Origin of the sequence: Pseudovibrio axinellae (genome assembly GCF_900110875.1) — a bacterium.
Classification (GTDB): domain Bacteria; phylum Pseudomonadota; class Alphaproteobacteria; order Rhizobiales; family Stappiaceae; genus Pseudovibrio; species Pseudovibrio axinellae.
Map to the genome: position 1 here is coordinate 709,601 of NZ_FOFM01000002.1, position 26,618 is coordinate 736,218.

A 26,618-nucleotide genomic window follows, 5' to 3' on the forward strand; every position below is an offset into this window, starting at 1 on the left:
CCCTTTTTGAGCCTGTGTGATAGGCGCTCTGAGACCCGTCTCTATCAAACATCTAGTTCAAGTTTTCAGTGCAAATGCTGCGCCCTATTTAACCCGGAGGCAGGCCAACAAGGTCAACGTGCCCGACTTGCAGCTGTGATGTTCCCATGCCAACGGCTCTGAGCCGATACTCAAGCCAGTCATCAACGACCATGTCAGACACCCCAATCTCCCGTGCTGCTTGCGCCCAACCTTTGATCAACTCAAGCTGCAGAGTTTTGTCTTCAGGGGTACAGACCCAATCAGATCGACCCTTGAAGCAGGTATAACCAGCCTTTAACAGACGCTCATGGGCGTGAAACCCTCCAAGCGGCCCCAAAGCAGACCCAAACCCTTTGTCAGTTGCCTGGTGCTGATTAAACGCTCTTTGGATCAGACGATCTGCGGGGTGGTGAGGCTGGCTTAAAAGCACTCCATTGTAAGAAAGCCCAGCAAGGAAAGGGAGTTTGAGCTGTTGCAATTTGGCAATCAGACTATCCAGCCAATAAGCACTTACCAGATCCAGAAAAGCAGATGTAACAACCCCATGTTGTCCCTCCAAAATATCGAGCGCATTGGTATGCGTCAGCTCGCAAATATCTGTTCTCTTTTGGGTTTGCGGGAACGGAGGTGGCGTTTCTTCTGCAACCTTTAAAAGAGCCGGGTTATTATCAACCAGGAGCCATGCCTGCTCTCGATTGGGGCCAATATGCACCGCCAGATCATGCAGGAAAGGGCCTGTCCCAGCCGCCATGTCAATTAATTTGAGCGGCCCATCCTTCGGCGCATGTTCGACCAGCCAGTTGCAAAATTTCTTCATTATGACTTTGTTACGCGCCCGCCGGTCAGCTTTGCGACGTAGTGAGAGCCATTGGGTGGAGAATTCATTCAAAGGTGACCCTCCAGTACAACGGCAAATGCTTTTGCGCTGTCACTCCAGCTCGGTAGAGCCCGGGCCGCAAAACGAGACCCCTCTGAAAGCTGGTTGCGCAATTCATCATTTCTCAGCAAAACCTCGATGGAGTCACCAAGAGCTGTTGCATCACCAGCAGCAACATGAAAGCCAGCACTGGGTGGCACTGTGGAAGTAACCGCGCCTGCTCCACTCGCGATAATGGGCAACCCAAAACTCATCGCCTCGGCAAAGGCCATCCCGTACCCCTCATAATAAGTGGGAAGCACAAACAGGTCCGCAGATTGATAAAAACGCATCAAGCCAGCTTGAGAAACGTTGCCATGAATGTGAATGCGATCTGCCAAATCATAGCGTTTAATCTGGTTGCGCACCTGGCGCGTATATTGCGGATTAAAGGATGTCTCGCCGATCAGGTCTAAATGCCAGTTCAAGTGTTTTAGCCGTCCCAAAGCCTCAACAAGGTGCAGCTGCCCCTTACGTGGCACCAGTGAGCCAACGCACAACAATTGTAGTGCTGAGCCTGCTTCTCGTTTTGACGATAACTGGTCAACCTCAGGAGCTTGGGCGATACCAGGAAGGACGATGCTGACCTTTCCTGGTGGAACACTCATCTGAGAAACAAGGGTTTTTCGCGTAGACGGGCTCGTTACAATCACACGTTCAGCATAAGTCAGTGCTTTCGTTTCTGACTGCTTCAAGGCGCTGGCCAGCTTTGGCTCCATACCGCTTTCCAAAAAGAGTGGATGGTGAACGAGTGCAATCAATATGGCTCGGTTAGAGATATCTTTTGCAAGATCAGGTGAAGCACCCAAAGCAAGGCCATCCACAACCACCAAAGCTGGCGCTTCTATCCCTCCCAGAGCCTCGATCGCTGCTCCTCGATCGCTGCTTGAAGGGGTTGGATAGTTCCCCGCAAGGCTGATAAGTGAAACGTCCCACTCATTCTTCTGCAGCCCTTGGACAATTGAATGGTCATAGCGATAACCGCCCGTTGGCGTGTTCAGGTCACCGGGAAATACAAAGTAACAGGCCTTTGAAACATCTGCCGCGATCTGACTGGGGAATGGATGTAAATCACTCATGAGCCAGAGCCGCGGTAAGAGGGGCCTCATAAGATGCGCGGGCATCTGGGTTCTCGGCGATAGTCACGCGCACTTTGCTCAGTTCGCTGGGCTCACGGCCTAACTTGTGCAAGTAGGCAGCGTCGCTTACGCGCTGGTAGATATAACTACAAAGAAAGTCGACAGTGGTGTTTCGCCCTTTGAACTGAGGAAGTTCATCAAGGTTCTTGTAGTTGAAAGGGCGCAGGATCTCTTCCAAAACCGCAAGCGCGTTGCCAATGTCAATGACTATACCGTTTTCGTCCAGCTCTTCGGCGAAAATGGCAACATGAACATGTGCTGTTAGGCCATGGAGCTGCGAGGCAGGCCCAAAAACCTCCCCTTTCAAGCTGTGTGCAATCATAATATGATCGTTGATCTCAACAGAATACATCTCAAAACCCCTATAAAATCACGAGTAAACAATGGGTTGGAAAACGGTATCCTTCTTGCCGGAGAAAACACCTGGCAGGTCTTCTGGAGTGCTTTCGAACTGAATAGGTGGCGCAAGCAAAGCTTCCAGAACATCGTCCTCCAATAGCGAGATTGCAGCCTCCATGCGTCGCCGGTGGGACCACCTTGGTCTCATTGCAGGGGCAACCTGCCCAACCTGTGAGGAGATAAGGTTGAGGCGTTGACTGTGAAATCCCCCACCAAGAACAAGGTTGGAGTGTTGCGAGCCATACCAGGATGCTTCGATGATTTTTGCTTCGCTCCCCGCAATACGGATGGCTGTGTTCAAACCGGTGTCAGATGCGCTGCAATGAATGACCACGTCTTGATTTTCCGGTGCAGCGTCTGGCGTGGCAAATTCACAAGAGAACTCATCTGCAATGTCCTGTCGGCGTTCGTTGACGTCGATCAGGGTAATGTGCACACCAGCTATGTGTCTGCAAATATAGCCAACAAGTGCACCAAGCGTACCTACACCAACCACAGAAACATGAGAGCAGGGGAGTATCGAGGCGTCCCAAGTTATGTTCAGTGCAGTTTCCATGTTGGCGGCAAGCGTTGCACGGATACTAGGTAAACTCTCCGGAATAGGATAAAGCGCGCTAGCCGGAAGCAGGAATGCGCTTTGGTGAGGAAACAACGAAAAAACGCGCTGCCCCGCTGGCAGTTCGCCAGCAGGCTCAATCACTTCTGCAACATTTGCATATCCGTATTTGACCGGGAATGGAAAGGACCCTACCTGAAATGGAGCGGTCATCCGCTCTCGCTCACTGATAGGTACACCCCCATGAAAAACGATAGCTTCCGTGCCTCTGCTTACCGCAGAAGCATGGGTTTTTAAGTAAATACGGTTACCATATGATTTAGAGAGCCTTTCCTCTCTTATTTCAATGGTTTGAGGCGCAGTATACCAAAGCGCTCTGGCTATCTCAGACAAGAAACGCGCTCCCCGGCTCGCTTAGTTTTCACAAATATACTCTAGGGAAACGTGAACAAAGGAAACTAGCAAAAATGTAGGTGCTTCCAGAAACAATAACATTTTGGGTAGGACATGACAGAACAATCCCCGGCCCCTCACGAGGTGGCCAGCAAACGTCTTGTTGACCAGTTGCTCTCGGCCCATATCGTCGAAAAACATCAGGAAAATAAGCGCTTATATCGGCGACGGTTAGTCTTTGGAGGTCTTGTGTTTACCTCGATCTCAGGGCTTATTGGCCTGATGGTTTTGACGTTGTTCACCAGCGGTTTTACCATTGCAAAAATTGTGATGCTTCTTGCTTTTCTGGTAACCTTACCTTGGCTTGTTATTGGATTTTGGCATGCTGTTATTGGCCTGCTACTGCTCAGGTTCTCACATGACCCGACCAGAAAAGTTTATGCGCTCAACTCACCAGATTACTTTGACCATGAGAAACCGCTTAAGAATAAGCAAACTGCATTGCTATCCTGCATACGTAACGAAGATTCTCTTCAAGTAGCAGCAAAACTGGAAGCGATGCTTCAGGACTTGAAGCGAGGAAATAAACTTGGTGGTTTTTCTCTGTACGTTTTGAGTGACAGCGATACCACAGAGCATATCACGCAGGAGATACGTGAGTTCTCACTTTTGCGTGGGCGCTGGCAAAACCAAATAGATGTGTTCTATCGCAGGCGAGAGCTGAATACGGGTTATAAAGCAGGCAATATTGCAGACTTTTGCCGCAACTGGGGCGCGCACCATGATTATGCAGTCACTCTGGATGCGGACAGCTTCCTTTCTGCAAAAGCGCTTTGCGACCTTGTGAGCAAAATGAACGCATCTCCTCGCCTCGGGATTTTGCAAACATTGGTGCTTGGCCTCTCAACCAGCTCCTTCTTCACCCGAGTATTCCAATGGGGCATGCGCTTGGGCATGCGTTCTTTCACCTTGGGTGCTGCTTGGTGGCAGGGGCCTTCAGGTCCATATTGGGGGCACAATGCAATTTTTAGAATAAAGCCATTCATACAGTATTGTATGCATGATCCCTTGCCTGGAAGCGGTGCATTGAGCGGCCCGGTTTTAAGTCATGATCAAGTTGAAGCAGCGCTCATGGTGAGTGCGGGCTATGAGGTTCGCGTATGGCCGGTAGAGGGAGGAAGCTACGAAGAAAACCCTCCCCATCTGATTGAGTTTATTCGAAGAGATTTGCGCTGGTGCCATGGCAACCTACAGTATCTCAAACTCCTGCGCGCTCCGGGTTTCAAAATGTTGGGTCGTATCCAGCTTACGTTGGCGATCCTGATGTTTATCGGCTCCCCAGCCTGGCTGATTTTCATAGCAACAGCGATGTATCTCACCTCGACAGCAGCACCAGGAACGTCGTCGTTTGACCCATTTTATGGGACCCTTCTTATCCTCATTCTTATGAGTATGGTTTTTGCTCCCAAGCTGGTGACGCTTGCTCATGTTCTGACAGTTCCCAAGGAAACCAGAGAATACGGCGGGGGCCTTTTGATATCAGTTAGCGCCTTGCTTGAGCTTGTGTTTTCGATGTTGCTTGCGCCAGTTATGGCAATTGCTCATAGCATATTCATCGTGCAGCTCTTTGCGGGTAAAAAAACAAAGTGGGACGGTCAGGCAAGGCAGCCGACAGGCATTCCTGTGCTTCTTTCGATAAAGAAGTTCTGGCCTCAGACGGTGTTTGGTCTGTGCGGTATTGCTTGGATGACGAGCTTTTCTTTCTCTGAGACCTGGCTTCTGCTTCCGGTTATTATTGGTCCGTTGCTGGCAGTTCCATTTGCGATGATCACATCAAAACCAGCTCCTGGGCTGTACTTCAAACATTCCGGCCTTTGGGCATTACCTGAAGAAAAGAAAGCCCCTCTTGAGCTACTGGAGCTTGATAAGGAGCACCGCAAAATTGAAATTGGCCTTACAAAGGAAGACAAGGCGGCTGCCATTCGGTGACGCTTAAGGGTACCGCTAACAAAAAAGCAGATTGTGCGGCGAGGTCGGGCACAATCTGCTTCTTATTGCATTAATGGAACCAGCTAGTTAGGAGCCCGGGGTTTCTTTTGGTTTTCTCCAGGGCTCACCTTTGAACCAGCCAACTGCGTAGGCGACAGCAATGAGACCTGCAAAACCAAGAAGGTTTGCCATTACCCCACCAGAAAATGTTCCCTTTAAGCCCAGTTCATCGCGAAGGACTGCAAGGCCCTGAGCAAGAATAAGGCTGGCTAGGAAGACAGCAAGCGATTGCTGGCCGACCCTCTTGATCACACGAACGACCTTTCCGCCAAAGCCTTCCATTAGCAGCCGACCTCCGCCTTGGCCCACCGCAACCCAGGCAACATACGCCAATGCAAGAAAGTGGATATATCGCAGGAGACCCATTTCGGTTTTAACGGTGAGAAAGCGGATATCTCCGGCGATCTTTCTCAGCTCAGGCACCTCATTGAGGATGCGGAAATAGGCAAATGGGATGGTTAGAATGATGATAGCTGTGCTTACAAACAGCAGTCGTTTCTTGACAGGAGGAGCAGGTATCCAGCCTTTGATGAACGCAAAGCCGGTGAAAAACAGCAGCTGCCACGCAAATGGGTTAAAGAACCAGCGGCGGTCAGACCAAGGTTCGGCAGGGAAGTCGACAAACCGGAATGTTGCCAACAACCAGAAAGTGGCAACGAGAGCCGCGACAGCACCACGGCCGATCTTATAGTAGGCGACCATGACCAAGGGCAGCATCGCTAGGATGACGAGATACATCGGCAAAATGTCGAAGTAATTTGGAACATAAGTCAACGTCAACAAGGCAGGCAATTGAAAAATCGGATCTTCAAAAAAGTGCCAAAGGTTGAGCTTGCCCACGTAATCATCACTGGATAATCCGTTGATTTGTAAGAATGCCAACATGCCAGCAACGGCAAAGAACAGGCATATATGGGCCCAGTATACTTGCCAGACGCGATATAAGACGCGGGCACTTCCCATGGCCAGGCCATGAAGTTCGAAGACGCGACCGAATGCGATCGCTGAGGCCATGCCTGAGCAAAACACAAAAATCTCGGTTGCATCGGAAAATCCGAAGCGTGCAGGAATCCACAATGCCCACCCGTTTGCTGGCAGGTGGGCTATGAAGATTATAAACATTGCGATGCCTCGGAAAAAATCGAGGCGAGGATCTCTTGTTCGGCTTGCCGTTTTCATAGGAGTCGGCGGTATGTTGTGTTTGTTCACGGTTACTCTGAAATTCAAATTATAAGAGGTAAGGCGCAGCCTCGAAATCCCCCGAAGCTACACCTCTATTTATCCTATGCGAAAACGTAGGTGTTCGCTTTGCATAAGGTCGGTGGCTGCCATCATGCGTTTTGCCTGAGCCATTCGGGTTTCCCCATAAGTGTCAGAACCACCTCTTAAACGTGAGCGCTCGTCGATCATGCGTTTTGCTTCCTGACAAAGGCCAGCACGCAAAGCCGCTTCAATTGTAATACGTTCAAATACATCCCGCTGGGCATGGCTGCCGCCAACGGTACGCAACAAAGGACGAGCCTCAGCTAAGTGGTGGTAAGCACTAAAGAAATTTCCATTTTTAAACTGCATCAGACCCGACGCGGTGGGCGAACCTGTAGTTTTTGTAATCTGGGACATCTCACTACTGTCCTCTTCGCCAAAGGCCCGCATGCGGGAGAGGAGGTGATCAGAAGCTTGACGGCGATTGTCGCCCAGCAGAGCGAGCATGTAATGTAAGTCGGCAAAAACATTGCAGGAATCGTCTATGTGTTTTTCGCTGTTTATCGCCAGTTCTTCCCAACGCTGACCAACTTTGATGCCTTCAAGCTCGAGCCGTACCAGCATCGATGCTGCATTCGAGATATCGCGATAATCATCAGTGTGATCCTTGCGGAACTTCTGGTCGTAGAGCTCAAGGACGCGTTCGATATTCCCGCGATCCAGGTGCAAGAGAGCTAGGTGCCACCAAACATGGTAGCCAAAATTGTTACAATGTTCCCAAGCTTGTGGTCGATCATCGAGCCACTTGATACCTTCTTCGCTCTTGCCAGTCATGTCCAGCACATGGGCAACAGCATGAAGACCCCAAGCATCGTCATGTTGAATTTCAACGGCATTTCTGCCTACACGCTCGGCTTTTTCAAAATCACCACTCTCTTCAAGGGAAAAGGCATAGCAACCAAGGACGTAGCCCTTGGCGACATGCTCATCCTCATAAGCAGAGATTACACCTTCAATGGAAGAGCGCATGCGGGACGGTTGGCCAAGAACGAAGCGGATCGCATGGACCAGCTTCATGATGAGCGCATCACGAGGGTACTTCAAAAGCACCTCGTCCAAACGTTCTGCAGCTTTGCTGAGAGAGCCATGGAGCCAGTCATTGAGGGCATCAACTACAGCGTGCTCCCGGTCTGTAACTTGCGTATCGCGGCGGCATTGATCAGCAATTGCGTAGGCTTCAAACGCAGTTGCAGTCATTTCACGTCTGCCAAGTAAAAGGCAGAACAAACCACGAGTTGCCTGTGCCATGGCAAAATCTGGGTCGGCCTCGAGCGTCTGCGCAAGGCATTCTGGTGTTGCAGCACTATGGGCAAGAAATGCAAGAGCTGTTTTATTCCAGTGAGTTAATGCACTCTTGTTTGAGAGTGTTACCGAGTATTCAAACTGGTCATCAATGCGCATGGATGCGACCCGTGGTTAGGGCGACTTATGAGCCGTGCAATGTGAGAGTGCTTAAAGTGGAGAAACACTGGTTTCACATTGGTAACGCCCCAAGTCTGCCAGGAAGTCTGTTGAACAGAACCCTTTCAAAACTGGCGATGACGTTCAACACACAAAAAGGTGTTTAATATCAACTAGCTTTGTTTATGTAGAAAATATATTTCAACCTCATGAATAAATGGAAAACATCATTCTATCCGTAAGTAAAAAATATACGAGACGTTGAATTTTACCTATGAAATATTACTATTATCAAAAGTTACGGTAAGTTTGTCCTTAGGTTTTTTATTCGCAGTGTCCATTCAAATATTTATTTTATCGTCATCAATAGCTTTCACTGCTTGTTGATTTTCTTTTTAGCTTCTTTTGTGCAATCTCGCTAAGCTAAAAGAAACCAAGTGCGTGGCGAATTCATGGCAGGTATGGGTAGCTATCAACAGTCAAATGCAGACCAGCGGTTTCAAACCCCGCAATATGTGATCGTCGTAGGGGCGTTATTCGCGCTTGTCGGGGTTGCTCTATTGGGTTTTGACAGCAGGGGGTGGCGTGTCTTTGGTGCTGCGTGGATAGGAGCTCTGGCAGGGGCTGCTTTGTATCACACCAGCTTTGGTTTTACCGCTGCTTGGCGCCGTATTGTAACGCAGAAAAGAGGGCAGGGTCTTCGCGCCCAATTTTTGCTTATCTCTCTGGTTTGTTTAATAAGTTTCCCTTTGCTGCAATACGGGTCCAACCTTGGTTTAAAGGTTGGCGGTTTCGTTTTTCCGTTTGGGGTTGGAGCCGCGTTTGGAGCCTTTCTTTTTGGCATTGGAATGCAGCTGGGCGGAGGCTGCGGATCAGGCACGTTGTTTACTGTGGGAGGTGGTTCGTCACGCATGTTGATCACGCTCGCCTTCTTTATTTTGGGCAGTGTGATTGCAACAGCTCACCTTCCATTTTGGAATTCTTTTCCAAGATTACCGGCATTTTCTTACTTGCGCGATTTTGGGCTGCTACGTGCGCTCTTCATCACGGTTGTGCCGCTTACGATACTTGCCGCCCTAACGGCATTTATAGAGAAAAGACAATGGGGTAAGCTAGAGGAGCCGCGGAAAACAACCTCCCTTTTCCGGGGGCAGTGGGGGTATGTTTTAGGTGCGTTGATTTTAGCGTTGGTTTGCGTTCTTACGTTTATTGTGCTGCGTCGTCCCTGGGGAATTACATCTGGGTTTGCTCTTTGGGGGGCGAAGCTTTTTTATGCAATCGGCATTCCGGTGGAGACCTGGCCGTATTGGCAGGGGCAAGTCGGTGCGATTAAAAACTCTGTCTTTGCCGACTCAACCTCAGTTATGAATTTCGGCATTGTGCTAGGCGCTCTGATTGCGGCAGCAATGGCAGGACGCTTCAACCCGATCAGGCAGATTAGTCTTAAGGGTGTTGGTACCGCAATTGTTGGTGGGTTGATGCTTGGGTACGGAGCACGCCTGGCCTATGGCTGCAACATAGGGGCGTATTTGGGGGGAATAACTTCTGGTTCTTTACATGGCTGGCTGTGGCTTGTCTTTGCTTTTGCTGGCTCACTCATTGGGACGCAAGTGCGATCATGGCTCAAAATGGATTGAACGCGCCAGCTGCGACGCATAAAACAGCTGGCGGTGGCTCTAGTGCTGCAAACCACTAAAACTTGGCCAATTAAAATCGAGGGGGAGTGTACAACAGGCTATTCAGCTCCTGCTTCTAAAGTCACCTGACTACGAGAAGGATTGTGGAATGAAAATTCTTACGGGAGTGCTTGGTTTTGTTGGCACGTTTATGTTCGTTATGGCTGCCTTTCAACCATCACAAGCTCAAATCACCTCTGAACAAGCGTTGGAAGGTAAGATCTTTCAGCGCAATGGCTGGCGCGTTATCGAAACGAGTATGTTAATCGATGACCTACTGGAGTCGTTAAAAAAAGCTATTCGCGAAGAGGATATGCTTCTTGTGAGTTTGGCAAGTGCTTCTCGCGCAGCAAAGGCCAGTGGCTTAGATATTCCCGGAAACTACGTGATCGGAGTATTTCGAAATGATTTTGCCCGCCGAATGCTGGCTGCCAGTATTCAGGCCGGCATTGAGGCTCCGATCCGCTTCTATTTGACAGAAAATCCAGGTGGCACGTCGACGCTCTCTTGGAAGACACCAAGCTTTGTCTTCCAGCCATACCGCGATACAGCCACTGAGGATCTGGTTTCCTTGAGTGAAGAACTAGACGTCGTCTTTCAACGCATTGCGGACCGCGCCACAGATAATACCTGAGGCGCGATCAGATCTCTCATCTACGAGCGCTTTAAAAAAAGCGCGAGATCCAAGTCCGTACCTGTTTTAAAATTGTCCGTCATACGCTCGTCGGTCAATGCGGCATGCAAGAAGTGTGAAGGTATCGCGCTTCAATGCTGCCTGAGCTTCCCTCTTCAACGTGTCTGTATCATCAACCCAAACCCCATGTCCGCCGTAAGCATCAGCGAGCGCCGGAAAGTTTGTGGCAGAAAAGTCAACGCCCAGATTAGGGTGCTGGTTTGCACGCTGTTTCATCTCAATAAGCGACAAGCTTTCGTCAACCAAAACACAAACAATAAACGGCACCTGCATATCCCGCAGAACTGCAAGGTCACCAAGCCCCATTTCCAGACCGGCATCGCCGACAAAGACAATGACTGGATCTTCCGGTTTTGCCATTTTGTGCCCGATGCCAAGTGGCAGTGCGCATGCCATCGTGCAAAGTGCCGAACTCTGTAGCATCGTGCGCGGATGCACGCTCTCCCATATTTGACTGAGCAAAATACGGTGAGCGCCGCTGTCTGCTGTCGCGACCGTGGTGGCAGGCAGCGTTTTGCGAAGCTCATGGAATACGCTTGCTGGTCCCCAGTCACTCTTTTCTGCAGCAAAGTCCGCTCTGAGTGCCGCTTGAGTTGGCACAATCCGGTCACGCAGCCAGTCGGTTTCAGCGTCAAGAGGGCCTGTACTTTCTTCAGGCGTAAGCGTAATCAGGGTTGGTTTAATATCAGCTGCCAATGTATGGCTCACATGGTGCATTCCGTGGCTCCGCAAAACCGGAGTGAGTTCGATAACCGGTGTTTCGTTGCTCCACGGGTTGCGCCAGTTCACCCGCATTTCAATCGGGTCATACCCAATCAGCACAATCAGGTCTGCCTCTTCAAGCAAAGGCAAAACACGCTTGTCCGCCTTGGGAGACAAGCCCGCCCCACCAAGAGACAGCCGGTGGGCTTCAGGAATAAGCCCTTTGCCCTTGTAGCTGGTGAGGAGAGGGATTTGGAAGGCCTCGCAGAAAGCCTTGATCTCAGCACTTGCACAAGCATTGACTGCATCCACACCGGCAATGGCAATTGGGCGCTCAGCGGAGTTTATCAAGTCACGTGCTTGTTCTACCACCTCACCAAATGGCAGTTGGGCAGCGCGAATGCCATAAGCAGGAGAACGAAGCCTTTCAGCACTTTTTCCTTCAGCGACAGAGATAGGTACATCAATGTGGACGGGCCCGGGTTGACCAGACATAGCAATGGAAATTGCTTTGTCCATCATAGCATTGAGCGTACCGGCAGCGGCCTTAAAGCTGGCTTTTACAATTGGGCGCAAAAGCTGCTGATGGTCCATCACCTGATGGGTGTAGGTCTCTGCATCCGCTCCATCCACACATCCGGTTATGAAGATCAGCGGCACACGATCCTGAAAGGCATTGGCAATCACGTTGACTGCATTGGTCACACCTGGCCCAAGCGTTGCCAGCAAAACAACCGGAGCATCAACGCCTTGGCGTGCCAAAGCGTGCCAGACACCTTCAGCCATAAAGCCGCCTGCGTTTTCATGCTTGACCAGATTAAACTTGAGACCAGCAAGGTTTAAAGCGTCCATAAGAGCGAGCACTTCGCCACCTGGAATGCCAAAGGCATACTGGCTTCCGGCCTGGTGTAGTTTCTGGGCGATTAAATCAGCACCGCGCATATTTAGGAATCCCCCAATGAAACGACACCGCGCGCAGCGAGGTCGTCAATTTCCTCTTTGGATTTTTGTAGGTATTTAGAAAGGACACTCAAACTGTCCTCTCCAAGGGTTGGAGGTGCTTTCCGGTATGTGACGGGTGTCCGACTATATTTAATTGGATTACCAATGAGGTCGACCTGACCTGTTTGAGATTGCGCATGGGGCAGCGAAATCTTCATGCCCCGATGAAGGATTTGTGGGTCGTTGAATACACCTTCCAGATCATTCACAGGCCCGCAAGGCACACCAACAGCCTCAAGCTCACCAGCCCAGTGCTCAGCGCTGTGTTTGATTGTAAATTGCCGCAGGAGCGGAATAAGCTCAGCCCTGTTCCGCACGCGCTCAGCATTGGTTGTAAAACGCGGATCGGTGCTCAATTCCACGCAACCCAGTGTTTGGCAAAAGCGCATATATTGGGCATCGTTGCCAACGGCGACCATGAAATCCTTGTCAGAGGCAGGGAATGTCTCATAAGGCACGATAGTTGGGTGGGCATTGCCAAGTCGCTCTGGGTTTTTCCCATCAGTCAGGTAAGAAAGGCCCTGATTGATGAGCCAGGCGACCTGACTGTCGAGCAAAGAGATGTCGATATGCTGGCCTTCCCCACTCTTCGTGCGGTGGTGCAATGCAGCTAAAATAGCGTTACACGCGTACATCCCACACATGACATCAGCAATTCCAACGCCAATCTTTGTAGGTTGACCACCCTCTGCCTCCGATTGACCCGTAATGCTCATGATCCCGCCCATAGCCTGGATAAGCGCATCATAACCTGCGCGATGCGCATATGGGCCGGTCTGCCCAAATCCGGTGAGCGAGCAATAGATCAAGCTCTGATTGTGTTCGCGAAGATCGTCGTAGCCCAGCCCTTTTCGGGCAAGGTCTCCAACCTTGAAGTTTTCAATAACAACATCAGCTTTGGTAGCCAGATCTTTTAGGATCTGCACGCCCTCTTCACTGCGCATATCGATGCCAATAGAGTGCTTGTTGCGATTGGAGCTTAGATAATAGGCGCTCTCGCTGGTTTCTCCGCCATTTTTGCCTTTCAAAAAAGGGGGCCCCCATCTCCGAGTGTCGTCGCCTCGCGTCGGGTGCTCTACCTTAATGACCTCAGCTCCCATATCCCCCAGCAGCTGCGTGCAGGTTGGACCTGCCAGAATGCGGGAAAGGTCGAGCACAACAAGCCCATCCAAGGGCCCATTAGGTGCAGGAGAGTGGTGCAGTTCACTGTCTCGTGAAGAATTCAACCGTCTAATCCATTGGCGTTGAGGCAAGATTGACCACAAAGGGAAGGTGACTGACACGACCATTTGCAGCAATCCAGCAAATTTTGGAGAGACGTTAGAGCACTCTGTAAAAGCTCACCACATGAAACTGCAAAATCACACGGCATCGTGAATGCCCGTGAAATTTGTAGTTTACTCTGTGATGAAACCCTGCGTTTACCAGTGTTTGGTGTTGGCGAGGTCAAGCCACGCGCGGCGAATCCAGTTGGCTTTCATAGAGTGGCCGCCATCATGAAGACAAAGCTCCAGCTTTTCGCCCTCAGATGACCACACGTCGCATTCCAGATCGCCAGCAATAACGGATGTGGGTTCGGTGCGATAAAGCCCGGCCTGCCGTTTCCACACATCCAAACTGTCAAACACGTCTGATTGACGCCAGTTTGCACCAATCGCACGCCCCACCATGGGAACGGTTTTATCTTCAATACCGTGGGTGTGGTAAAGGTTAGTCAGCGGAGAAGGGCATTCCTGTGGGATAGGGTCCCAGAACGCGCCCGCAATAGGGGCAAACCCGGCATAATTCTCACCTTGATAACACGCTAGATTCCAGACCATGGAACCACCCATAGAAAAGCCTGCGAGCAGGATTTTATCGCGGTCAACTGGAAAGCGGTCAGAAACGTCGCTCAGCATCTCATCAAAGAAGGCAAACTCATCGCGATCCTGACTGGGAGAGCCGGGGTAAGACCAGGATCCACCAACGCCCTGCGGAACAACCAACGCAACGCCAAGCTCGTTTGCAAGCCTGCGCAGGGCCTTATTATTGACCGCCTGAGAAGCCTTGCCCTTCCAGCCGTGAAGGTAAATTATGGCGCCAATTTGGCCGACATCAGCAGGTTTGTCAGGTAAAGCAATGTAATATTCGCCGCTTTCAACCTGACAGGGCGTATTCACACCGCAGCCCGCTTCATCTGCCATGCTGACATTGGGCGTTAAGCTTGAAAAAGCAACACTAGCAAAAGTAATCACGCTTGTAAGAAGACTCATGCCCATTCCACTTCTTGCCGGATTTTCGCACTGAACCTGTTGTAATTCATGAAGAAATCCATGAACCGCAGTGACCAATCCTGTTTATGCTAACATACGCCCCATTGGCGGTCTTACTCTCAAGAATTATGCCATTCTTTGCGGATTATCACGTGAGAGCTTATTGCCATTCCCCTTCTGTGGGGATGTGCAATGTATTACCGCAGTGTTTGCAGTGAACAGCATCATTATCGTGACGATTAAGGCCACAATCAGGACAAGTGTATTTTACTTTAGAAGGGCGGAAAATGGTTTGAATGAGCCGTAGAAAAAGTGCAACGCCAAACACCATAATGACAATGGTAATCGCACGACCCATCGTATCTGACATGGTGATGTCGCCATAGCCCGTCGTGGTCAACGTCGTGACGGTAAAATAGAGCGCATCCATGTAGGAATTGATGTCAGGGTTGAGCTGGGCCTCAATAACATAAACAACAGCACTGACCATGAATACGAAGACCATCAGGTTGATCGCTGAGTTGATGATTTCTTCGTGCTGGCGGAACCACGAGAATGTCTCGCGTAAATCCTTGACCACATGGTAAGATCGCAACAGCCGCAGCATGCGGATGACCCGCAAAAAACCCATGTTTTCGATAAATGCTTCAGCAAACAACGAGAGGATGACGATAAGGTCTGCAACGGCTGTGCTGTTAACTGCGGCTCTGAAAGGCCTTAAGGCGATTGCAATCCGCAACCCATAATCAATCAGCAAAATGAACCCAATAGCCCAATCCAGACGTGGGTAGCTCTCCAGCTGTGGCAAGGTTGCAGAAAGCACAAAATAAAAAATTGTGACCAGATCGAACAAAAGCAATCCGATGCGCCATGAGCGTGCAGCTATGGTCTGTCCGAAGTAAAGGCGTCGCAGCGCACCTCTAAAATCGGTTATCGCTTCCTGCATAAAATCACTTTCCCCATTGAGCAGAAATTATTAGCAAATGTGGCCATGTCTGCAAAGCCTTCCCCGTTCATTACAAATAGATTTTGCAGCATCTGCACCCGCCGGCATTGTCGCTCTCTGAGTTTAGTGAAAAACGCTGTAACTGATTAAAGGGTTTCTGTTCTACTTTTTGCATGAAAAAAGCGAGGGCCATTCCAGTGCCGCCGCCGCCTGGGTATCTGCAACAGTGGCGCGCGACCAGAAACACCTGTCTGGTGACAGGGGCAACAGATGGCATCGGGCGTGCGCTGGCGATCCGTCTGGCGGATGCAGGTCAAAATGTTGCAGTGGTGGGCCGCTCAGCTCAAAAGGTGAAGCGTGTTTTAAATGAGATCAATGATGTGGGCCCAACACAATCACATCAGGGTTTTGTCGCGGATTTGTCTCTGATCTCTGAGGTGGACCGGCTTGCAGATACTCTTCGGCGAGACCTGCCAGAAATGAACCGCATCGCCTTGTGTGCCAGTGAGACGCCGGGTTTTCATGGCATTACACCGGAAGGAATCGAGGCAGGCTTTGCAGTCAATTATCTCAGCAGATTCCGATTGCTCAACGAGCTCGCACCGCTCATCAAGCAACAGCAGGAGCCAAGAGTTGTTTCCTTTGCAAGCCCATCAATACGCTTTGTGCCTCCCAACATGATTGCGCTCAACGACCCTGAGAGCAAGCTCAGCAAATGGGATCGTAGAAAAGCACACACTATCTGCAATCTTCTGTTTTTGAAGGAATTTGCAGAAAGAATGAAAGGCACTGGCGCCCGCATCAACGCCTTCGGACCCGGCTTGGTTTTAACAAAACAGGTTGCACATTACAGTCTGGCAAGGCGCTTCTGGCTCGGGATTCTCAGTTCGCTGATTGGAAAAACGGCTGCCTACGCAGCCCTACCAGCCATGTACATGCTGCTCTCGCAGAGTTTCTCGGATGGGACCGCCGGGTTTTATGAAGGTCACACCAAAATCACTGCAGATAACCAACTCTGGAACAAAGCACGACAGCAGTGGTTCTGGGAGGAAACCTCTCAACTGGTTCAACTGGCGCAGGCCAGACAATAGGGAAAAGCCAAGCCCCTGTTCATCAGCACTCTTAATTACCTTTCAGTGGTCCCGTCAAATGCTCTGCTCCATCAAGGATTGAGTTACTTCCCTAAGGTAAGCTTGCCCCAGCGCTGCCTGCATTTCTCAATGTGTAAGAGTAGAAAATGAAAAATAAAAAAAGAACCTCTTCCTCGCGGAATGGACAATTATCGTTCTCTGCTCGCAATTTTTCCCTCTTGCCATTGTTAGTTTGCCTCAGTGTCGTTTTTGTCCCGGGAGCTGTGACAGCGCAGGAAACGCCCCCGCCACCGGGTGTCATTGTAGAGCTGGTGAGGATGCAGTCCATTGAAGAGGAACGCGTTTTCGCTGGGCGTACAGAAGCAATCAGCCAGATCGCACTTATTGCTCGGGTGGGCGGGTTTCTAGAGCCGCTTGAGTTTAAAGAGGGGCAAAATGTCAAGCGTGGAGACCTTCTCTATGTCATACAACAAGAGCCCTACGAGTTTGCCGTAGCGCAGTCACAAGCCAATTTGGAGAGTGCGCAGGCAAACGTAGATCTTGCCCAACTGGATTTTAACCGAAAGCAACAGCTCGTCAGTCGCGATACGATCTCAGTTTCAGAATTGGATGTCGCCCGCGCAAATTTGAAAGAAGCAAACGCGACACTTGCACTCCGCCAGGCAGACTTGAAACTCTCTGAATTGGACTTGAGTTACACAGAGATCCACGCGCCGTTAGATGGGCAGATTGGCACTTCAGCCTTTAAGCAAGGAGCTTATGTGACGGCCAATAGCGGGACATTGGCAACCATCACATCTTTAGATCCGATCCGTGTCGCATTCCCGGTACCTCAGTCGATCATTTTGCAGGCGCAGCGCCTAGACAATATCGGAACTGACAACACTTTGATCAGGCTCCAGCTGTCAGATGGCAAGTTCTATATGCATAACGGGAAGCTAGACTTTCTGGAGGCAGAGGCCAATCCGGGCACTGATACCGTGACCGCCTATGCAACCTTTGAAAATCCGGAACATATGCTCTTTGACAGTCAGTTGGTGGATGTTGTTGTAAGCGCTAAAGACGCAAAACCGGTCATGGTCATCTCACAGTCTGCCCTCCTGCTGGATCAAGATGGTCCATATGTTCTGAAGGTAGATAAAGAAGACGTAGTGAAACAGCAGCGCATTTCCGTTGTTGATCAAATCCAAGGGCTCGTGATCGTGGGTTCAGGTTTGAAGGAAGGGGAGCAGGTGATTACCTCCGGTATTCAGAAAGTTCGCCCCGGAATTAAGGTCAACGCGCAGCTGGCAGGTCAGTAATCATGATCTATGACATGTTCATTCGCCGGCCTAGGCTGGCTATGGTGATTTCGATCCTGATAGTGGTGGTCGGTGCGATTTCCATCTTCTCAATTCCGGTATCTCAATACCCAACAATTGCACCACCAACTGTACAGGTGAATGCGACCTATATTGGAGCAGATGCTTTAACGGTCGAGGAAAGCGTAGGGCAGCTCATCGAAGGGGCGGTGAACGGCGTAGATGGTATGCGCTATATGAAATCATCATCGTCCAGTGATGGCACATATGCCCTTACCGTCTATTTCGATTTGACCACAAACCCCGATATAAACTCGGTCAACGTTCAAAACCGAATAAGTACCATTGAAAGTAAGCTCCCGCAGGAGGTACGAGACCAGGGAGTCAACGTAACCAAGAAAGCCGGAGATCTGCTGCAAGCAATTTCCTTTTATTCTCCAGAGCAAACCCATGATGGCCTCTTCATTTCCAACTACGTTACGATCAATATCGTTGATGAGCTGAAACGGATACCAGGTGTTGGTGATGCCACAGTGTTTGGCGCGCAAGATTACTCCATGCGCATTTGGTTGAATCCGGGTAAACTTAGAGCATTGAACCTGACCGCAGAGGATGTAATTGTTGCTGTTCAATCGCAAAACAAACAGGCAGCCGTTGGACGCATCGGGGCCGCACCTGTAGCAGCTGACCAGCAGCTTCAGCTCACAGTGACGGCAAAGGGCCGTTTGAACTCAGTAGAAGAATTTGAAAAAATTATCTTACGCGCAAACCCAGATGGGTCTCTGGTGCACTTGGACGATGTGGCCCGTGTGGAACTTTCCAGTGCATCCTATGATGTAAACGCTCTGTATAATCAGCAACCAACGGCGATGGTAGGTATCTACCTGTCTCCTGGAGCGAATGCTGTTGCTGTATCTGAAGCGGTGAATGAACGTATCGCTTTTCTGTCAGAGCGGTTTCCAGAAGATCTGACTTACGTTTCAATCTTTGATACCTCCCTTTTTGTAAATGAAATGATCTCAAAAGTTATCAGCACATTGCTTGAGGCATTCGTGCTCGTAACCATTGTGGTTTTTGTCTTCCTTGGCAGGGCGCGGGCGACCCTTATTCCACTCATTGCGGTGCCGGTGTCCATAATCGGGGCAGTCGCCGTGGCTTTTTTGATGGGCTACACCGCAAATACAATCTCATTGCTGGCGTTGGTTCTCGCGATTGGGATTGTGGTTGATGATGCGATCATTGTCGTAGAGAATGTGGAACGCATCATGCACGAGGACCCGCACCTGACCCCGGCGCAGGCCACTTCAAAAGCTGTTGGCGAAATTGCGGCTCCGGTCCTCGCAACCACTCTAGTTCTGCTCTCCGTTTTTGTCCCAGTGGCCTTCTTGCCTGGGTCTTCTGGCGTTTTGTTTCGAGAATTTGCCGTATCAATTTCCGCAGCAATGGTGATTTCTACAATCAACGCGCTGTCGCTTTCTCCGGCACTTTGTGCAATCTTGATGAGGTCGGAAGAGCTCACAGGCGTGATGGCTCGCATCTCGAAGAAGATTGATGAGATTGGCCACGGTTATGCAAATCTGATTAAACGGCTTATGAAGCTGTCGCTGCTCTCGCTACCTGCCGTTGTTCTCTTCGCGTTACTGGGCTTCCTGATCGTCTCAAATACGCCAGATGGTTTTGTGCCGGATGAGGACAAAGGTTATGCCATGGTGCTCGTCAACCTGCCTCCTGGTGCATCGCTCAACCGTACTGATGAAGTCATGCGCAAGGCGGATGAGATCATTCAAAAAGATCCGGCAGTTGATTCAACCACAATGGTCATGGGCTTGGATTTGCTCGCGGGTGGTGGCTCATCTCCAAATGCCGGTGTTATTTTCGTTAAGCTCAAAGACTACGAGGAACGCAAAACGAAAGAGCTTTCCTCTTTCGCGTTTGTCTATCGTGCCTATGGAGCTTTGGCAGGAATTCCTGAAGCTACCTTTTTCCCGGTCAATCCTGCCGCAATTGATGGTTTGGGAACGGTTGGGGGCTTTGAATTCATTATGGAAGCGTTGGAAGGGCAAGATCCCACCGTGCTTGCTCAGATATCCCGCTCGCTGATTGTTGCATCAAATGAAGAGCCCGATATCGCTTCCTTCTTCACTACATTTAACGCCAATACCCCTCAGCTCAATGTCAAGCTGGATCGTGAGCGCGCCCAGGTATTGGGGTTGAATATCGCAAGTGTCTATAACGCGTTACAGGCCACGCTGGGTGGGTACTATATTAACGATTTCAATCTGTACGGTCGCACCTGGACGGTACGCTTACAGGCAGAGCAGAAGTATCGCTCAGGACTGGAAGATATAGGCGCAATCTTTGTACGCTCAGATGCTGGCGAAATGGTAGAGCTCTCCTCTGTTGTGCAAACAGAACTGACGCGCGGAGCCAACACCATTACGCGATACAACAACTATCGCGCAGTTTCCTTCAATGGTAACCCTGCTCCTGGCGCAGGGCTTGGAAGAGCGTTGAGTGCGATGGACAACGTTGCGAAAGAAACTCTGCCCAAAGGTTATGCCTATGAGTGGACAGGGCTGGCACTGGAACAAAAAGAAGCTGCAGGCCAGACAGCGCTTGTGCTTGGGTTGGCCTTCTTGTTCGCCTATCTGTTTCTGGTGGCGCTATACGAAAGCTGGAATACACCAATCCCGGTTTTGCTTTCAGTTGCCCCAGCCTTAGCAGGCGCTCTTCTCAGCCTTTGGGTCTTCGGATTAGCCTTTGATCTGTATGCTCAAATTGGTCTCGTCATCTTAATTGCGCTGGCCGGCAAAAATGCGATCTTGATGAATGAGTTCTCCCTGGAAAAGCGTATTGAAGGGATGGGACTTTATGAATCGGCAATCGAAGGTGCGCGCCTGCGTTTTCGCCCTGTCATGATGACATCACTCGCCTTTTCTGCTGGCTTGGTGCCGCTGGTTATCTCAACTGGACCCGGAGCAGGGGCCATGGTGGCAGTTGGTGTTCCAGTCCTGGTCGGCATGCTGTTCTCTGCCACAATCGGTATCTTCCTTATTCCAACACTTTACGCTACGTTCCAATGGATGCGTGAAAAAGCCGGCTGGACGATTGAAGAGGGACAGGCAGCCAAATATGGTAGCGTTCAATCTGCCCCTGAAAATGACTAGGAAAAATGCAGAAAGCCCTCCTTGGCAAACACCTGTGAAAACCAAGGAGAAGTTCCGCAAAGGTGAGCTCAGCCCTCCTAGGGTTGAGCAAGGTGTAGCAGGCCAAACCAATAAAACGCTGCAATTCCAGAAATAGCATGACCCGTAGCGACTGCAATCCACGAGCGGCGGTACTGAAACATCACCCCCCAATATAAGCTGGCAAAAAGGGTAAGAAAGACAGCAAGATTGGAGTAAAGGACGTGCATACTGGCAAAGGCAAGAGAGGCTGCGAGATTGCCCCAAAGCGCGGAGGACAATTTATTGGGACCTAGCCCCCAGGAAATAGGAACCTGCACGCCACAACGAACAATAAACTGCTGGCCGGGGCACATCACCAGTGCATAAAAGGAAGCAAAGGCAAACTCCTTCCATCCATCAAATGGCCCCTGTACTTGATGCACTAGAAAGTGAAATGAGAACACATTCACACTCGGGTCCAACAGATAGCGCACGCCTGCCATAAGAAAAATAACAGGAATGGTCATGACGATACCGTAGGTGAACTGGCCTGCCAGGTTGCTGAAATCCAAGCCGAATGTTTGCCGTGGCAAAGCGAGCTTTTTGAGGTTAAGCACCAAGATCGCGACAGTAATAAGGTTCGCAGGTACGGTGTAAAGTGTCATGGCGGCGAAGCTATAATTGCTATCGTTAAAGGAGTGGAGGTAGAGAGCTACGAACAACGCATACGAGGACATAACGAACAGGATTGTTGCCAGCAACACCGCAAAGGTTTGTACACGCTGCGCATTGATTTTGCTTTCCTCAAGCACATAGGTACTGCTTTGCTCCAGCTGATGAGCAGCTTGTTGTGAAAAACAGCGATAAACTGAGAGATTGGTTTCAATCGAAGTTTCAAGCGTACCATAGTGGTTCCAGCTTAGAGACGCGACGACTGTGTCTTTCTTGGCACGAACGCTGGCCAGCATGCGTTGCGGCCCTGTTTGCGCTCGAACATAGGCTAACTTCCCTGCAACATCGCCGGAAAACAGTCGTCCATGGACAGTCTCGGTACCATCTGGATCTTGTTTAAAGACCTCCAACTCGCCTTCCAGAACAACAAATAGACGATCAGCGATCCCGCCTTGAGCGAGTAGGATCTCGTCGGCTTTGACAACATGAAATTTAGCGCAGTCGACAGCTTCAGAAATAGCTCGCGGTGCCTGCATTCCAAGGTCTAATAGCTTCTGACGCAATTGAGCACGATGTTGAGCTGTATTGTCCTCGCACACTGCGCGGAGTTGTGGGGCGTTTGGAGCACTAAGTTCGCCACGGTTGTCTTCGCGCCAGGTCAAGGAGCTCATGAATTGGTTTTTCCTCGTAGAACCCAGATTGGATCAGCGACCAGTAGATAGATTAGTGTTGCGCCGGAAACTACCCCACGTGACCCAACTTGCCTGTTATTTGGTTATTAATGGTAATCCTGTGCTAACGTGACCGTTCAAGTTCCATTCAATTGACTGCTTATCGAATACAAGAATTGAGAGAAGGCTGATTAAGCACCAGCAGCGGCGTAAACAATGGTCAGCGCGTGCTACGGGAGACTGAGGAAAGACATCTGCCTGCGAAGATGGACCTATCGGAATTAATGGGAAATATCTGAGAATGGCGCCTTTGAACAAGCTGCGCTTAGATACCTACGGAAACTTCGAGAGGGTTGTTTGGCCTTGTCATTGCTAAACTACAAGTCCTATCAATGGATGCCACGAAACAGGGAGGAGACCTGCTGCAAGTTCATCTCCAGCAGGGGCTTTGCAAAGTGCTGTGTTTCCCGCAACCGTAAGCTAAAGTCGTCGATACCAGCCCTTGATCAAGACTTACTTGAACAGCATAAAAAAGGCGCAACGCTCTACATCACAACAGATGCACTACCGGACTTTGTGCGCACTAAATTGACGCAAATTCGCGAGCCATTCGTGCTGTTAAGTGGCGACAGTGACTTGCCGATTGGAGCGGATGTATCGCTGCCAAACGCCTTACCTCCGCTTGATCTGCAAAATTTGCTCAATCACCCGCTGCTTGTTGCATGGTTCGCTCAAAATTTGACCATTAAACACGACAAGCTCTTCAATCTCCCAATTGGGCTGGACTATCACACTCTGACACAGCGAAAATCCCATGCATGGGGCGCGTTCCAGTCCCCTCTTGAGCAGGAGGAGCGATTACGGCAAATCGTCTCAATGGCTCCGCCGCTGCGCTCAAGAGAAATCCGCGGCTATTGTAATTGGCATCATGCAGTGCACCGGGGAGATCGACGCGAGGTGCTGGATGTGGCGGATGATAGCGTTGCATACTACGAGAGCGATCACCTGCCGCGAGACCAATCCTGGCGGAAAAACGCACAGTTTCTCTTCACAATCAGTCCCTTTGGAGAAGGAATGGATTGTCACCGTACATGGGAAGCCCTGTTTCTTGGTGCGATCCCGATCGTCAAATCTTCGGGCTTGAATCCACTTTTCGTGGACCTGCCAGTCGTCATAATAGAAGACTGGAAAGAGCTAACCAAAGAGCGCTTGCTTCAGGAACGAGACGACATACTGGCAAGGGCGTTTGACTTCTCTAGTCTCTTCCTGAGCTTTTGGAAGAACCGTTTCCAAGGTCGTAAGCCTGTTCATCAAACGCCGGTAAGCTATCAGGAGTTTTTAAGTACCCTTTAAAGGGGCGTATTTGCCAATAAAAAAAGCCAGAGGACATAATCCTCTGGCTCAGGTGCAGGCTCAATAGCCCTTGGAGGAACTCTAGCAATATTCCGGCCCATGCAGCAAAGTGCTCTGGAATATGCCGTCAAGCAATGTTGAGCTTTTAAGCTAACTCAGGCTGCTTTTCTGGAGCTGACCTTTGTGGGCATCACTACGTATTTTCTAGGGTGAGCCCGGATTTTAGGCTAAAATACGCTCGAATGTGAAATCTCAGAAAAGTTTGCTTGGCCCTGATGAAAAACAACCCGCCTTAGATAGCCAGATAGGTCTGGCGAAGTTCTTCGTTGTCCAAAACCTCTTGCGCAGTTCCATCAAATACCACTTCGCCCATGTCCAAAATGACTGCACGGTCCGCAAGGTGCAGAGCTGCAACAGCATTTTGTTCGACAATAATTGTTGTGATGCCAAGCTCTTTCACATTAACGAGAATGCGTTCAATTTCCTGAACAATCACTGGCGCCAGACCTTCATAAGGCTCGTCCAATAATAGCAGCTTTACATCCCGCGCCAGAGCACGGGCCAAAGCCAGCATTTGCTGTTCACCGCCAGACATGGTCACTGCCTCTTGCTTTGCACGCTCTGCAAGGCGGGGGAAGTGATCATAAATGCGCTCAATGGACCAACCGTGAGGCCCTGAGATCTGAGCAAGCTGAAGGTTCTCTTCGACCGTTAGGCCTTGGATAATCCGGCGATCTTCCTGCACCAGCTGAATACCGTTTTGCGCGGCCAGATAATTAGGCATCTCGTGAATGGGTTGGTGGTCCAGCCAGATTTCACCATGGGTTAATTGTGGGTCACTGGCCCTTGCAATAGCCCGCAGCGTAGATGTTTTACCCGCCCCGTTGCGTCCAAGCAGAGCAAGGATCTCGCCTTCACGGATGTCAAAGCTAACACCTTGAACAATATAGCTTTCGCCGTAGTAGGCATGCAGGTCCCAAGCAGAAAAATAGGCCGGTGCCCCACCTTTTGCCCGCACAGGTGATATCCCAGGAGCGGTGACACCTTTAAACTGATCGTCGATTATGGTCATACGTGTGCCCCTCCAAGGTATGCTTCTTGAACCCGAGGATCGCCTTTAATATCCTCTGGTTTTCCTTCGGCAATAACCGTGCCTTGCGCTAACACACTGATCTTGCTGGCAAGCGAAAACACCACATGCATGTCGTGTTCAATGACGATCTTGGTAATACCGCGCTCGCCGATCCGCTTCAGCAGGTCGATGGTGTTGTTTGTATCTGCACGAGACATACCGGCTGTCGGCTCGTCCAGCAAAAGCAGTTTAGGGTCCTGAACCAGACACATCGCCAGCTCCAGTCGGCGCTTGTCACCGCGCGAAAGAGAGTCTGCGATCATGCCCTTCTTTTCAGCAAGCCCCACATCCTCAAGCATGTGAAGGGCTTTATCCCGAATTTCTCCAAGCCCATCAACGCGGGCCCATGCATTAAGAGAAAACGCGCCATCCCGTTTTGCGAGCGTCGGGATCATGATGTTATCCAGAAGTGTCAGGTCACCAAAGATCTCGGGTGTCTGAAACACACGGGAAACGCCTATCTGATTGATCTCATGAGGCTTTGCCCCAATAAGATCCTTTCCCAAAAAGGTAACCGAGCCACTATCAGGAATAAGTCGCCCGACAAAGCAGTTCAGCAATGTAGATTTGCCGGCACCATTGGGCCCGATAATCGCGTGAACATGCCCTTGTTCGACAGAAAGGTTCACTTCATCGAGTGCTTTAAGGCCGCCAAAGCGCTTGTTCACGTTGGATACATTAAGAATTTCCATGGTTGCCTCTCTTTATTCCGCCGCCGCAGCAGACTGTGAACTGCTGGTGAATTTGGGCTTAGGTTTGCTGCGAGAGAATATCTTGGAAATTCTGTTCAAGCCTTCCATGATACCGCCAGGCAGGAAGATCACGACCACCATGAACAACAGGCCAAGCGTCAGGTGCCAACCCTCACCAACAAACAATCCAGCGATACTGACAACAGGCGCTTCAATAACATCTGGTAGGAAAGAGAAGATCGCATGTAGTGTTTGCTCGTTGTAAGCTGAGAAAATATTCTCAAAGTATTTGATAAGGCCTGCACCCAGGATTGGACCCAACAAGGTGCCAGCGCCGCCAAGAATGGTCATCAAAACCACCTCACCAGAGGCTGTCCACTGCATGCGTTCTGCCCCAGCTAAGGGATCTGTTACAGCCAGCAAACCACCTGCAACACCGGCAAATACCCCAGAGATTACAAAGGCTGCGAGCGTGTAGGGGCGCGTGTTTAATCCGGTGTAGCTCATACGGTTTTGGTTGGATTTTACTGCCCGAAGCATCATGCCAAAGGGACTACGGAAGATCCGTTGTGAGATGTAAAACCCCACGATGAGCAGTACTGCGCAGAAATAGAAGCCGGAGTAGCCAGTCATCTCGATACCAAACAGGCGAGAGATCAACGGACCGGTATCTGACCCAGACCCATCCAGTAACCGGGGATCAGACTGCAACACACGTAGGCCGGTTTCCCCATTGGTGATTGGGGTGAGCACCGAGTACGCCAGATTATAACTCATCTGCGCAAAAGCGAGCGTCAGGATTGAGAAGTAGATCCCGGACCGGCGCAGAGAAATAAACCCGATGGCCAACGCAAACAGTGCTGAAAAGACAACTGAAAACAGCAGTGCTGGCAATGGGTTCATGCCCAGTAACTTAAAGCTCCACACAGCTGCGTACGATCCCACGCCAAGAAACACCGCATGGCCAAAGCTCAGGTATCCGGTCAGGCCAAACAGAATGTTGAAACCAAGGGCAAACAACCCAAAAATCGCGAACTTCTGCAAAAGGTCCGGATATCCGGCTCCAATAGGGGCCAACCAAAGAGGCATTGCGAGAATAGCAAGTGTAAACAACACAAACATGAGAAGGT

At 50.3% G+C, this 26,618-nt stretch carries 21 protein-coding genes; 7 read left to right on the forward strand and 14 right to left on the reverse strand.

Annotated elements, in window-relative coordinates; all coding sequences use genetic code 11:
• Nucleotides 1-88: 88 nt before the first annotated feature.
• From BMZ51_RS08285 to BMZ51_RS08300, 4 genes are read right to left on the reverse strand one after another with little or no spacing between them, the layout of a single operon-like run.
• Nucleotides 89-910, reverse strand: a complete 822-nt coding sequence (locus BMZ51_RS08285; RefSeq protein WP_068005417.1) for a class I SAM-dependent methyltransferase — start codon at nucleotides 908-910, stop codon at nucleotides 89-91.
• Nucleotides 907-2,016 (reverse strand): glycosyltransferase family 4 protein, encoded by a 1,110-nt coding sequence (locus tag BMZ51_RS08290; protein ID WP_068005415.1) that lies wholly within the window; start codon nucleotides 2,014-2,016, stop codon nucleotides 907-909. The genes BMZ51_RS08285 and BMZ51_RS08290 overlap by 4 nt, the downstream gene beginning before the upstream one ends.
• The gene (locus BMZ51_RS08295) at nucleotides 2,009-2,428 is read right to left on the reverse strand and encodes a 6-pyruvoyl trahydropterin synthase family protein (protein WP_068005414.1); all 420 of its coding nucleotides are present in this window, start codon (nucleotides 2,426-2,428) and stop codon (nucleotides 2,009-2,011) included. The genes BMZ51_RS08290 and BMZ51_RS08295 overlap by 8 nt, the downstream gene beginning before the upstream one ends.
• Before the next feature lie 18 nt (nucleotides 2,429-2,446).
• Nucleotides 2,447-3,244: a zinc-dependent alcohol dehydrogenase gene (locus BMZ51_RS08300; RefSeq protein ID WP_208979356.1), complete on the reverse strand. Its 798-nt coding sequence runs from the start codon at nucleotides 3,242-3,244 to the stop codon at nucleotides 2,447-2,449.
• Between the two features lie 294 nt (nucleotides 3,245-3,538).
• Between BMZ51_RS08300 and mdoH the strand changes: the two genes are divergently transcribed.
• The gene (gene mdoH / locus BMZ51_RS08305; RefSeq protein ID WP_068005411.1) at nucleotides 3,539-5,413 is read left to right on the forward strand and encodes a glucans biosynthesis glucosyltransferase MdoH; all 1,875 of its coding nucleotides are present in this window, start codon (nucleotides 3,539-3,541) and stop codon (nucleotides 5,411-5,413) included.
• Nucleotides 5,414-5,500: 87 nt separating this feature from the next.
• On the opposite strand, the gene BMZ51_RS08310 is transcribed toward mdoH, so the two are convergent.
• Both BMZ51_RS08310 and BMZ51_RS08315 read right to left on the reverse strand, forming a co-directional pair.
• Nucleotides 5,501-6,652 carry an OpgC family protein gene (locus BMZ51_RS08310; protein ID WP_068005409.1) on the reverse strand — a complete coding sequence of 384 codons (1,152 nt, stop codon included), beginning with the start codon at nucleotides 6,650-6,652 and terminating at the stop codon, nucleotides 5,501-5,503.
• A 99-nt stretch (nucleotides 6,653-6,751) separates the two neighbouring features.
• Nucleotides 6,752-8,137, reverse strand: a complete 1,386-nt coding sequence (locus BMZ51_RS08315) for a tetratricopeptide repeat protein (protein WP_068005407.1) — start codon at nucleotides 8,135-8,137, stop codon at nucleotides 6,752-6,754.
• Between the two features lie 452 nt (nucleotides 8,138-8,589).
• Between BMZ51_RS08315 and BMZ51_RS08320 the strand changes: the two genes are divergently transcribed.
• Together BMZ51_RS08320 and BMZ51_RS08325 are read left to right on the forward strand one after the other, a co-directional pair.
• Nucleotides 8,590-9,774, forward strand: a complete 1,185-nt coding sequence (locus BMZ51_RS08320; protein ID WP_082825614.1) for a YeeE/YedE family protein — start codon at nucleotides 8,590-8,592, stop codon at nucleotides 9,772-9,774.
• 148 nt (nucleotides 9,775-9,922) lie between these two features.
• Complete coding sequence (locus BMZ51_RS08325) at nucleotides 9,923-10,447, forward strand: DUF302 domain-containing protein (RefSeq protein WP_068005405.1); 525 nt, start codon at nucleotides 9,923-9,925, stop codon at nucleotides 10,445-10,447.
• A 66-nt stretch (nucleotides 10,448-10,513) separates the two neighbouring features.
• Here BMZ51_RS08325 and BMZ51_RS08330 read toward each other — a convergent pair whose 3' ends face one another.
• The 4 genes from BMZ51_RS08330 to BMZ51_RS08345 form a co-directional block, all read right to left on the reverse strand.
• Nucleotides 10,514-12,151, reverse strand: coding sequence for a thiamine pyrophosphate-binding protein (locus tag BMZ51_RS08330; RefSeq protein ID WP_068005403.1), 1,638 nt, complete (start codon nucleotides 12,149-12,151; stop codon nucleotides 10,514-10,516).
• Nucleotides 12,152-12,153: 2 nt separating this feature from the next.
• Nucleotides 12,154-13,437, reverse strand: coding sequence for a CaiB/BaiF CoA transferase family protein (locus tag BMZ51_RS08335; RefSeq protein WP_068005401.1), 1,284 nt, complete (start codon nucleotides 13,435-13,437; stop codon nucleotides 12,154-12,156).
• Between the two features lie 195 nt (nucleotides 13,438-13,632).
• Complete coding sequence (locus tag BMZ51_RS08340) at nucleotides 13,633-14,463, reverse strand: CE1 family esterase (RefSeq protein ID WP_208979357.1); 831 nt, start codon at nucleotides 14,461-14,463, stop codon at nucleotides 13,633-13,635.
• Nucleotides 14,464-14,623: 160 nt separating this feature from the next.
• Nucleotides 14,624-15,409: an ion channel gene (locus tag BMZ51_RS08345; RefSeq protein ID WP_068005398.1), complete on the reverse strand. Its 786-nt coding sequence runs from the start codon at nucleotides 15,407-15,409 to the stop codon at nucleotides 14,624-14,626.
• Between the two features lie 197 nt (nucleotides 15,410-15,606).
• On the opposite strand from BMZ51_RS08345, the gene BMZ51_RS08350 reads away from it, so the two are divergent.
• The 3 genes from BMZ51_RS08350 (at nucleotide 15,607) to BMZ51_RS08360 (ending at nucleotide 20,968) form a co-directional block, all read left to right on the forward strand.
• Nucleotides 15,607-16,500: an SDR family NAD(P)-dependent oxidoreductase gene (locus BMZ51_RS08350; RefSeq protein WP_208979358.1), complete on the forward strand. Its 894-nt coding sequence runs from the start codon at nucleotides 15,607-15,609 to the stop codon at nucleotides 16,498-16,500.
• 263 nt (nucleotides 16,501-16,763) lie between these two features.
• Nucleotides 16,764-17,801 (forward strand): efflux RND transporter periplasmic adaptor subunit, encoded by a 1,038-nt coding sequence (locus tag BMZ51_RS08355; protein WP_208979359.1) that lies wholly within the window; start codon nucleotides 16,764-16,766, stop codon nucleotides 17,799-17,801.
• 2 nt (nucleotides 17,802-17,803) lie between these two features.
• Complete coding sequence (locus BMZ51_RS08360) at nucleotides 17,804-20,968, forward strand: efflux RND transporter permease subunit (RefSeq protein ID WP_068005394.1); 3,165 nt, start codon at nucleotides 17,804-17,806, stop codon at nucleotides 20,966-20,968.
• Nucleotides 20,969-21,045: 77 nt separating this feature from the next.
• Here BMZ51_RS08360 and BMZ51_RS08365 read toward each other — a convergent pair whose 3' ends face one another.
• On the reverse strand, nucleotides 21,046-22,311 hold the full coding sequence (locus BMZ51_RS08365; protein ID WP_068005393.1) for a cyclic nucleotide-binding domain-containing protein: 1,266 nt from the start codon (nucleotides 22,309-22,311) through the stop codon (nucleotides 21,046-21,048).
• 357 nt (nucleotides 22,312-22,668) lie between these two features.
• Here BMZ51_RS08365 and BMZ51_RS08370 point away from each other — a divergent pair, with 357 nt between their 5' ends.
• The gene (locus BMZ51_RS08370) at nucleotides 22,669-23,664 is read left to right on the forward strand and encodes a hypothetical protein (protein ID WP_208979360.1); all 996 of its coding nucleotides are present in this window, start codon (nucleotides 22,669-22,671) and stop codon (nucleotides 23,662-23,664) included.
• A gap of 292 nt (nucleotides 23,665-23,956) precedes the next feature.
• Here BMZ51_RS08370 and BMZ51_RS08375 read toward each other — a convergent pair whose 3' ends face one another.
• The 3 genes from BMZ51_RS08375 to BMZ51_RS08385 are packed head-to-tail and all read right to left on the reverse strand — an operon-like array spanning nucleotide 23,957 to nucleotide 26,610.
• Nucleotides 23,957-24,736, reverse strand: a complete 780-nt coding sequence (locus tag BMZ51_RS08375; RefSeq protein ID WP_068005389.1) for an ABC transporter ATP-binding protein — start codon at nucleotides 24,734-24,736, stop codon at nucleotides 23,957-23,959.
• Nucleotides 24,733-25,488, reverse strand: a complete 756-nt coding sequence (locus BMZ51_RS08380) for an ABC transporter ATP-binding protein (RefSeq protein WP_068005387.1) — start codon at nucleotides 25,486-25,488, stop codon at nucleotides 24,733-24,735. Before BMZ51_RS08380 ends, BMZ51_RS08375 begins: the two co-directional genes overlap by 4 nt.
• Nucleotides 25,489-25,500: 12 nt before the next feature.
• The gene (locus tag BMZ51_RS08385; protein WP_244271375.1) at nucleotides 25,501-26,610 is read right to left on the reverse strand and encodes a branched-chain amino acid ABC transporter permease; all 1,110 of its coding nucleotides are present in this window, start codon (nucleotides 26,608-26,610) and stop codon (nucleotides 25,501-25,503) included.
• Nucleotides 26,611-26,618 lie beyond the last annotated feature (8 nt).

Excerpts from the sequence above, each read along its gene's own strand:
- BMZ51_RS08290 (WP_068005415.1), bottom strand. The coding sequence starts at position 2,016 with ATGAGTGATTTACATCCATTCCCCAGTCAGATCGCGGCAGATGTTTCA.
- BMZ51_RS08295 (WP_068005414.1), bottom strand. The coding sequence starts at position 2,428 with ATGTATTCTGTTGAGATCAACGATCATATTATGATTGCACACAGCTTG.
- BMZ51_RS08300 (WP_208979356.1), bottom strand. The coding sequence starts at position 3,244 with ATGACCGCTCCATTTCAGGTAGGGTCCTTTCCATTCCCGGTCAAATAC.
- mdoH (WP_068005411.1), top strand. The coding sequence starts at position 3,539 with ATGACAGAACAATCCCCGGCCCCTCACGAGGTGGCCAGCAAACGTCTT.
- BMZ51_RS08310 (WP_068005409.1), bottom strand. The coding sequence starts at position 6,652 with ATGAAAACGGCAAGCCGAACAAGAGATCCTCGCCTCGATTTTTTCCGA.
- BMZ51_RS08315 (WP_068005407.1), bottom strand. The coding sequence starts at position 8,137 with ATGCGCATTGATGACCAGTTTGAATACTCGGTAACACTCTCAAACAAG.
- BMZ51_RS08320 (WP_082825614.1), top strand. The coding sequence starts at position 8,590 with ATGGCAGGTATGGGTAGCTATCAACAGTCAAATGCAGACCAGCGGTTT.
- BMZ51_RS08325 (WP_068005405.1), top strand. The coding sequence starts at position 9,923 with ATGAAAATTCTTACGGGAGTGCTTGGTTTTGTTGGCACGTTTATGTTC.
- BMZ51_RS08330 (WP_068005403.1), bottom strand. The coding sequence starts at position 12,151 with ATGCGCGGTGCTGATTTAATCGCCCAGAAACTACACCAGGCCGGAAGC.
- BMZ51_RS08340 (WP_208979357.1), bottom strand. The coding sequence starts at position 14,463 with ATGAGTCTTCTTACAAGCGTGATTACTTTTGCTAGTGTTGCTTTTTCA.
- BMZ51_RS08345 (WP_068005398.1), bottom strand. The coding sequence starts at position 15,409 with ATGCAGGAAGCGATAACCGATTTTAGAGGTGCGCTGCGACGCCTTTAC.
- BMZ51_RS08360 (WP_068005394.1), top strand. The coding sequence starts at position 17,804 with ATGATCTATGACATGTTCATTCGCCGGCCTAGGCTGGCTATGGTGATT.
- BMZ51_RS08365 (WP_068005393.1), bottom strand. The coding sequence starts at position 22,311 with ATGAGCTCCTTGACCTGGCGCGAAGACAACCGTGGCGAACTTAGTGCT.
- BMZ51_RS08375 (WP_068005389.1), bottom strand. The coding sequence starts at position 24,736 with ATGACCATAATCGACGATCAGTTTAAAGGTGTCACCGCTCCTGGGATA.
- BMZ51_RS08380 (WP_068005387.1), bottom strand. The coding sequence starts at position 25,488 with ATGGAAATTCTTAATGTATCCAACGTGAACAAGCGCTTTGGCGGCCTT.
- BMZ51_RS08385 (WP_244271375.1), bottom strand. The coding sequence starts at position 26,610 with ATGTTTGTGTTGTTTACACTTGCTATTCTCGCAATGCCTCTTTGGTTG.